General features: G+C 54.8%; 4 protein-coding genes. All 4 read right to left on the bottom strand.

Going from position 1 to position 6,218, the window contains the following annotated elements:
• The coding region (locus AAE514_RS18130) for a two-partner secretion domain-containing protein (RefSeq protein ID WP_347332973.1) at positions 1–3,183 on the bottom strand (3,183 nt) is incomplete at its 3' end.
• A gap of 70 nt (positions 3,184–3,253) precedes the next feature.
• Positions 3,254–4,933 carry a hypothetical protein gene (locus AAE514_RS18125; RefSeq protein WP_347332972.1) on the bottom strand — a complete coding sequence of 560 codons (1,680 nt, stop codon included), beginning with the start codon at positions 4,931–4,933 and terminating at the stop codon, positions 3,254–3,256.
• 200 nt (positions 4,934–5,133) lie between these two features.
• Positions 5,134–5,658: a BTB/POZ domain-containing protein gene (locus AAE514_RS18120; protein WP_347332971.1), complete on the bottom strand. Its 525-nt coding sequence runs from the start codon at positions 5,656–5,658 to the stop codon at positions 5,134–5,136.
• A gap of 9 nt (positions 5,659–5,667) precedes the next feature.
• Positions 5,668–6,218, bottom strand: a 551-nt coding sequence (locus AAE514_RS18115; protein WP_430623922.1) for a hypothetical protein, incomplete at its 5' end; no start/stop codon positions are given.

The following is a 6,218-nucleotide window of genomic DNA, read 5'->3' as shown; positions in this document are numbered from 1 at the left end:
AGGCCCGGCGACGGAACCGACATCAATCTGAATATCGCCATCATCGCGAATACCCACCGTGCCGGCCTCGGTCAGGTTCCAGCTACCTTCAAAATGATTACCTTCGTTGTCGAGCGTAACCGTTCCCGCACCCACCGCCACGGTGGTGGTGCCGGCGATGGACACGTTGGTATCCGCATTCTGACCGAGGGTATAACTGTTCGCACTTCCAGAGCGGTTGATCGCTAGGTCGCCAGCACAAGTTCCGTCTGTGCAGGTGTCGCGGGTGATAATATTCCCCAGACTCCCGCCGGTGACGGTGTCTAGAGTAAAGTTGCTGCCGTTGGACCAGCCACCCAGTTGCGTTCCCCCTGTGTCGGTTTGAGTGCCGTCGTGCGCTCGGCCAGTGTCAACCACTGCGCCGCTACCAAAGGCAATGGATTGGCCGGTAATGTCAATATTACCGCCGGCGGTGTACAAAATATCGTTAAGCGTAACGGTGCCGCCCGCGTTCAAGCTGACTTCCAGGGCATCACGCTCATCACCATAGCGGTCATAAATGGCGGCATCCAGCGTAATACTGCCGCCGGCCGTTACATCAAAAGCGACCTCGTCCGCCGAGGCCAGATTACGTGAACCCCCGTCCCCCGTTCGAGGCCCGGTGTCGTTAAAGTCAAAATCGGACGTGAGTGTAAAGTCCCCCGCCGCGTCGACAATAATCGACCCGGTTCGGCCAAGCCCACCATCATCATCCACATCGGAAAATACGTACCCCAGGTCCACCAAGCCGAGCGTCACATCCCCGGCCTCAGGGCTGTCGTCGTTGACCGCCGTGTGAATCCGCACATCACCCACAACGGTCAGATTCTCTTCAGAGCCATCCACCGTCATCATCTGACTGCCGTAGCCGGTATTGATGGTGCCGCTGGTGTGGCTGAAGCTATTAGGACGGTAACCACCGCTTTGGGTGTCGGCATCCCCGACATTAAAGTGCCCGCCCTGAGTCGTAATATTGGCATCCAGCTGCACAGCGCCATGGGCATTGAGGAGCATCGACGCACCGCCGGTGTGTAAGGCCCCTTCAATGATTAAGTCCTTGGAAAAGTCTGGCCCCATACTGGCGCTTGCAAGATCGCCGACCAAAGAGGCGTCGCCGGCTTTTAGGATGAGTTTGGGTTCTCCTTGGTCTGCTTCTGGGAGGGGGGCGAGTTGGACGGTACTGCCAAACTGAAGTGCAGAAACTGTAATCTTATTGCCAGCCAGAAGAGTAACCGCAGAGGGACTCAGAGTCTCACCAATAGCGGCACCAACCTGAATGTCATCAGCTGCCCGAAGGATGATCTCGCCCTGGCTATCGAGGTTACCAGTAAGAGCAATACTACGCCCCACGAGGTCGCTGTCACCGCCCGTCAAGCAACCAGCGCTACCACAAACGGCCGTACCTGCGGCAAAGTCAATGTTCCCTGAACCGAGACTGATATCGGCGTTTACTTGAACATCATCCCCAGCTTTAAAGGTTAGGCTGTTGACGTTATTGCTATTAGTGGTTATGCCGTCCTCGACCTTTATATCTCGAGAGGCTTCCAGAATAACATTGGTGCCGCCATCCAAGAGATTTGCGAGAGAGTTACTGGAAAAAGTGACATCTTCTGAAGGAGGGTCACCAAAAAAATCGTCAAACCCTACAGAACCCGAAACTGGAATATTCTCACCACCAAGAGCAACGGTAATATCTCTCGGGTCCAACAGTAGCGTTCCTGCCCCACCGAAGCCGGACAGGCTAGCCGTGCCAGTAAACTCCAGCACTTCTTTACCGGATACTTCCGCAAAGCCCCCTTGACCTTCGTGGCCCAGCCCCTTGGCTTCGAGGTGGCCGGCATAGCGGGTAAGCTCATCGGCCCAGACAATAACGCGACCGCCATCGCCGTCGGCAAGTGCATTAGCTTGAAGGACGGCTTTCGGACCGAGGTAGGTACGCTGGCTATTGCGAATGGCGGTGTTCTGGCCCTTGTAGTCACCCCCCACCAAAATTTGGCCACCGCCACTCGCGCCAGAGGCGTTAAGGCTAGCGTGATCCGTCAGGCCAACCCGCTGGCCCAATACGGCGATATTGCCACCCTGGCCGGTTTGGCTCTGAGCGCTAATACGGCCATATTGAGTGACAAGTGTCGTATCTTGGGCGTGGAGCTCGACCTGTCCGCCGACACCACTGAACTGGCTGTCCGCTTGAACGACGCCACTATGGGTAATATTCTCACCCAGCACCGCCACTCGTCCCGCCGCACTTGAGGTGCTGGATACGTTCAGTGTGCCGGTATTCACCACATCGGCACCACCACCGAGCGTAAAGCTACCGTCGTCATGAACCACTACGCTGTCAGCGTGACCCACGCCTCCGGTATTAACCGCTTGAGAGAAAATTTCCTGGCTGGTACTGGCAGTGAGCAGTACGCGGCCTCCCGCCGCGCTAATCTCGCCGTTATTGACCAGCGCCGGATCAACCCCCAGCTCATCTTGCAAAATTTCCCGGGTGACTCGAACACCCATTAAACCGGCATCATCAAAGGTAACTACCGCCTCCTTCCCGGCGGCGAGATTGACTGCGCCCAACTCGGCGGAGATAACCCCTTCGTTGTTGACCCGCCGGCCCAGCAGTCCAACAGAACCACCCGTGGAAGCCTGAATGATACCGCGATTAATAACAGTCCCTTCCGTCCCCTCCATGGCTGCGAAGGTAAAATCACCGTTCATAAAATCGCTGGTATCAACACTCAGGCCGCTGGCAATCATCCCCCCAACATTAATCTGCGCGTCCTTTCCAAACACCATACCGTGGGGGTTAACCAACACCACTCGGCCATTGGCGTTAATCTGGCCGTGAATTTCAGAGCCTCGATGGCTCAATATGCGGTTAAGAGCAATGGAATCCGAGCCGGGCTGGATATAGTTGACAATTTCATCGGAGTCGACATCGAAGCTGTCCCAGTCCACCGCCAAGCGATCCGTCGCCTGAGTCACGGTAGTGGTCCGCTCATCCTGGGCAATATCACCACGTCCACCGACCACCTGACCGCCCTCGGGACCCGCCTGAGCCGAACTCGCAAAAAGCGCCTGTCCCGCCGCTACGATCGCGACGGACAAAAAGCGACGGCGAAAAGATGGCTTACGACACGAAACGTTCCCGGTGGTTTCTAAAGGCTTCATGCCAACTCCTTCAAACTGTTATCTTGGGCTAGGTTGTGCGAACTTGGGCCCCAAAGAGCCCAGCCAACTCTTATTCAACATCACCAGCTGGTTTGCTTATCACTAAACGTTCGCCGCTGACAAGATCGATAGCATAGAGTACATTGGCATTTCCTGATCGCTCATTCACCCCAATAATAAACTGCTTATTGGGAGACAACTTCATATCAGCAAACCACCCCAAGGGGTTGTAAGTATGGGGCTTGCCCTCCCCCGATACTACGGTAATAGCTCGACTATCCATATCTACTGACCAAATCTCCTGACTGAGGATATTCTGCACCAATACTCGATTTTTCAAATCATCGCTTACCAAAGTTCGCGTTAAAACCTGGGGGGTACCTTCTGGCTGCTCCTCGGCCAAAAAAATTTCTCGAAAGCCTGTAGACAAATCAACGGATAAAATTCCATCAGAGCTAGCTTGAGCCACCAATCCCCGACCGTTTGATTCATTAATCAATACTTGCGTAGGTGCATCAAATCTCGGGCCAGACTCAGGTATCTCACTGCTAGAGACCAAGGTCCGCGCACCAGTAGAGAGGTCCAAGACCGCAAGGTTTTGATAAGCACCGCTTGCCAACACAAACACCCTATCAGGGTTTTCGGGATGAATGGCCATCCCTCTAGGAGTAACAAATTCAGGCTGGTCTTCGCTGGGCGTTTCACGGCTGTTAATAAGAGTCACTTCTTTCGTATTCAAATCAACCCCCAAAACGCTGCCTCCCTCGACCGTGGCTCCACTCACCAGCAGTCGATTTCGCGGCGCATCCAGCACCAACCCGGACGGGCGACCGACGCCCACTTCACGCGCCTCATCATCCAGCTGTAAAAAAACCGACCGGCTGCCTGTCGCCAAGTCCACGGAGACAATCCGGTTTGTCGAAAAATCCGTCGCCAGTATACGATTACGCTCCTCATAAAAAATCAGGCTTTGTGGCTCCTCAATAGCCACCTCATCATCCGGAAACGCCTCAGACAAGGCCTGCTGAACCACCGTCACACTTTGCCGCTCTTCTTCGGTCACCTTGTTGCCCAGGGCATCCTCGGCTTGCAGAGTAATGGTGTTCTCGCCCGGACCAAGGGTTACCTGCTTCTGCCACGTCGCAAAATCATCCTCGGTGTCGACCTCATAGTCGTTGGTGCCGCCCTCATGATTGACGGTCAGCGTCACGCGGTCGACCTCACTCCACTCATCCTCGGCGGTGCCGCGAACAATGACAGTATCGCCTTCGGTGGCGGTCATGGGGGGCGGAAAGACAAAGGCGGCTTCCGGCGCCCCGGTATCGCCCGCCGCCACCACATCGAAGGTGGCGGTGTGCTCACCGACCGTAACGGTCACGGTTTGCGTTTCCTCGGGTGTTTCGGGCGCGGTGCCTTGCAGGGTCAGCTCATCGCCCAGCCCGGCGTTACTCGCCCCTGACTGGAACTGGCCCTCATTGAGGCGATACTGACCGCCGTCTACGGTGACCGCTAAAGACACATTGGCATCAATGCCTTCGATGGTAATGGTCTCCGACACGGCCTTGGCGCCAGGCTCAACACCCTCCACAGCCGCAAAGGTGAACGGCGTCGGGCTGGTATCGGGGGGAGGAGGAGCCGGCTTACCGGGGGGGTTACCGCCTCCGCTGCTGCCACCACAAGCAGCGAGCGCAAAATAAATAATGGCGAGAAAAATGAGGCTGGAAAGGCGACGTAATGGCGAAGTCAGCATGACTTTGTCACTCCTTGTATTCCGTGTCGGTTTTAGGAGCCCGCATTTTGCCATACATTCGTGGTGGAAAAGTGTGACGGGGTCAACGGTTAGGGCCACAGACCGGGGGAAACCAGGGGCGGTGGGCGCAGAAGACCCGCGCCGACACCAAAATCATCTACAGTGAAGGCTGGGCCCCTAAAATAGGGGCTAGTGCTAATCTATAACCGGCCCTGCTCGTAATCCTCTGCCAGCTGCTTCAAGTAATCCATTAATCCATTCTCAAAAAGCCAGGGATCGGAAAGAGACAGCGTTTGCAGGTCGTCCGACGACAAGTGGCTCTGGCGGCTGGCATTCGTTATTGTGTAGCCAGGATGATCACAGCCAGCCGCCATGCTGCGTAAGACATGAAGCGTTTCTCCTGCCACCTCCTCTTCATAACTCAGCTTATGAGCAGGCAACCCGCCCTCTTCCGGCGGTTTGAAGAACTTTTGTTCAATCACATTGATAAACCAGCGAATAGAGGGGAGGGGAAGCTCGATTTGATCAGCTATAAGTTTCGTCTGCCCGGCCCTAGGGCTGGTTTCGGGAAACGTGTGATATCTTCCAGAATACACCAACAGGTGCTGGTCCTGCTTAAGAAAATAGAAGTCCTCCCCATTCTTTTCTTGCGGACTATAAAAAACTCTAAGCACTTGGTGCTCTAGTTGAGGGGCTTGGGGGTCGTGTTGTTCAAAGATCTGCATGCTTGATCCTTATAACCGCTTAGCAGAAAGTCGCTTGGCGCTACCGCGATTTTCCAAATCATTTAAGGTTTTTGGATTTTTATCCAGTGTGTATGTTTCTACTGCGCCACGATTACCGCCGTCAGTCAACAAATTCTTAGTCGTACCATCACCAGTAAAGTGTTGATTGGCTCCGAATTCACCGTGAATAGTCGCTCGGGCTTTAAACTGCTCTTTGCCCTCTACACTTGAAATTTTTTCATCAGCATAATCATTTATGTCCCTCCTTTTCCGCACATCCAGCCCATCCTTTTCAAAGGCCGTCATGTGTTGCTCGTACTTAGCGCTGTACTCGGGCGTCATAACTTTATCAACTTGTGCTGGATCAACACCCTTGATTTCGCCCTTCGCAAGCTTCGCCATATTCTCATAGGTGGGCACCAGGGTAACGGACTGGCCCGCGCCTGGAGCTTGGGTATCTACGACCACCAGCGTGTAGTCAGCCTTGGGCTTGGGCGTAAACCCCAACAACGGCGCCAAGGTGTTCGGGTCAGTATCGGCGTTTTCCGCTTGGTTGAAGG

The organism is Marinimicrobium locisalis, assembly GCF_039822625.1.
Classification (GTDB): Bacteria; Pseudomonadota; Gammaproteobacteria; order Pseudomonadales; family Cellvibrionaceae; genus Marinimicrobium; species Marinimicrobium locisalis.
Note: the sequence above shows the minus strand (reverse complement) of the source record. Positions and strands in the feature narration are given on the sequence as shown.